General features: G+C 67.1%; 2 protein-coding genes. One reads left to right on the top strand and one right to left on the bottom strand.

The features are described from left to right. Positions 1-15: 15 nt before the first annotated feature. Positions 16-1,494 carry an amino acid permease gene (locus STRTUCAR8_RS14485; protein ID WP_006376488.1) on the bottom strand — a complete coding sequence of 493 codons (1,479 nt, stop codon included), beginning with the start codon at positions 1,492-1,494 and terminating at the stop codon, positions 16-18. Between the two features lie 222 nt (positions 1,495-1,716). Here STRTUCAR8_RS14485 and STRTUCAR8_RS14480 point away from each other — a divergent pair, with 222 nt between their 5' ends. Continuing rightward, on the top strand, positions 1,717-2,202 hold the full coding sequence (locus STRTUCAR8_RS14480; protein WP_006376489.1) for a ribose-5-phosphate isomerase: 486 nt from the start codon (positions 1,717-1,719) through the stop codon (positions 2,200-2,202). Positions 2,203-2,358 lie beyond the last annotated feature (156 nt).

Here is a 2,358-nt window from a genome sequence, read left to right as displayed (position 1 = left end):
GCCGAACCAGCCGAACTAGCCGACCTTGACGACGTCCTCGACATCGTCGCCGTCATCGATCGCGTTCGCGCCCCGGCCGCCACGGCCGCCATGGACGACCGCAGCTCCCCCGCGCCCGGTCTTCTGCCGGACGACGGCGATGGCGAGTACGACGGCGGCGACCAGCAGCGAGAGCAGTACGGTCTCGCGGCCGTCGTGCTCGGTGTCGGTGAGCATGTAGCCGAGGACGAACACGATGAGGGCGGCGGTCGCCCAGGTCAGATACGGGTACAGCCACATCCGCACGACGAGCTTCTCCGGGGACTCGCGCTCGATGATCTTCCGCATGCGCAGCTGCGAGAAGCAGATGACCAGCCAGACGAACAGGGCGACGGCGCCGGAGGAGTTGACGAGGAAGAGGAAGACCGAGTCGGGGAACTTGTAGTTGAAGAAGACGGCGACGAAGCCGAAGACGACCGAGGCGACGATCGCCGCGAGCGGCACACCGCGCGAGGTGGTCCGTGCGAACGCCTTGGGCGCGTCACCGCGCTGCCCGAGCGAGAAGGCCATGCGGGAGGCCGTGTAGAGCCCGGAGTTGAGACAGGACAGCACCGAGGTCAGCACGATGAAGTTCATGATCTGACCGGCGTGCGCGATACCCAGGGAGTCCAGGGCGGCGACGTACGAGCCCTTCTCCTTGATCGAGGGGTCGTTCCACGGCAGCAGGGTGACGACGACGAAGATCGACCCGAGATAGAAGACGCCGACACGCCAGATGATGCTGTTGGTGGACTTGGTGACGGCCCGCTGCGGGTCCTCGGACTCCCCGGCGGCCAGCGTGGCGATCTCGCTCCCCATGAAGGAGAAGACGACGAGCAGCACGCCGGTGAGGATGGCGCCGGGCCCGTTGGGCAGGAAGCCGCCGTGGTCGGTCAGATTGCCGAGCCCGGCCTTGTCGCTGTCGACTCCGGGCAGAACGCCGAACACGGCGAGCGCGCCGATGATGACGAAGGCGCTGATGGCGACGACCTTGATACCGGCGAACCAGAACTCGAACTCGCCGTAGGAGCCGACCGAGACGAGGTTGGTCGCGGTCAGCACCATCATCACGATGAGCGCCCAGGCCCACTGCGGTACGGCGGGTATCCACCCTTCGAGGATGGTGGCCCCGGCGGTCGCCTCGACGGCGAGCACGACGACCCAGAAGAACCAGTACAGCCAGCCGATGGAGAACCCGGCCCAGCGTCCGAGCGCGCGGTCGGCGTGCGCGGAGAAAGAGCCGGAGGTCGGATTGGCGGCGGACATCTCACCGAGCATCCGCATCACCAGCACGACGAGCGTGCCGACCAGGGCGTACGAGAGAAGAATGCCCGGCCCGGCGGTACGGATACCGGAGCTGGACCCGACGAAGAGTCCGGCGCCGATGACACCGCCGATGGCGATCATCGAGAGATGCCGGTTCTTGAGCCCGGCCTGAAGACCGGAGGGTGGGGAGGAGCTCGGCTGCGAGGTCATGGGGGAATTCCTTTGCGCCGGGTGAAGCCGGGTGAACGGGTGAGCGCGCCGGTGGGGACGGCGTTAAACATCCGGTCCAGTGAATCGGAGGCAAAGAGATTCCTGAACCTTTGAATCCAGATCGTTACTTGAGGTTTTCTTGAGGTTTCGCGGTATTGCCCTGGGATTTCGGGATCAACCCCCGGCGCTGCTTCCCCGAAACACACATGTCACACTCGGACCATGCGCGTGTATCTCGGCTCCGACCATGCGGGCTTCGAACTCAAGAACCACCTCGTCGAGTGGCTCAAGGAGGCCGGCCACGACCCCGTGGACTGCGGCCCCCACATCTATGACGCCGTCGACGACTACCCGCCCTTCTGCCTCCGCGCCGCAGAGCGCACGGCGGCCGACCCGGGCGCCCTCGGCATCGTGATCGGCGGCTCCGGCAACGGCGAGCAGATCGCGGCGAACAAGGTGAAGGGCGTGCGCGCGGCGCTGGCCTGGAGCGAGGAGACCGCGTCGCTGGGCCGCCAGCACAACAACGCCAACGTCGTCGCGGTGGGCTCCCGCATGCACACGCAGGACGAGGCGACGAAGTTCGTGGAGACCTTCCTGGCGACCCCGTTCTCGGAGGACACCCGCCACATCCGCCGCATCGACATGCTGACGGCGTACGAGACGACGGGCGACCTCCCGGAAATCCCGGCACACCACCCGCAGAGCTAGCACCGGCCCGCACCCCAGCCCGTCCGGCGCTTGAGGAGGAGCGACCCGCGCTTCTTGCTGTCACCTCGGCCGAGGCGTTATCCCTTCAAGCGCCGGCCGGCATTCCCAGCCCGTCCGGCGCTTGAGGACGAGGCCGTTCAGGCCGATGGGGGGGGG

It is taken from the genome of Streptomyces turgidiscabies Car8 (assembly GCF_000331005.1).
GTDB lineage: Bacteria > Actinomycetota > Actinomycetes > Streptomycetales > Streptomycetaceae > Streptomyces > Streptomyces turgidiscabies.
The sequence above is the reverse complement of the archived record's forward strand: the minus strand, read 5'-3'. Positions and strand labels throughout refer to the sequence as shown.

Excerpts from the sequence above, each read along its gene's own strand:
- STRTUCAR8_RS14485 (WP_006376488.1), bottom strand. The coding sequence starts at position 1,494 with ATGACCTCGCAGCCGAGCTCCTCCCCACCCTCCGGTCTTCAGGCCGGG.
- STRTUCAR8_RS14480 (WP_006376489.1), top strand. The coding sequence starts at position 1,717 with ATGCGCGTGTATCTCGGCTCCGACCATGCGGGCTTCGAACTCAAGAAC.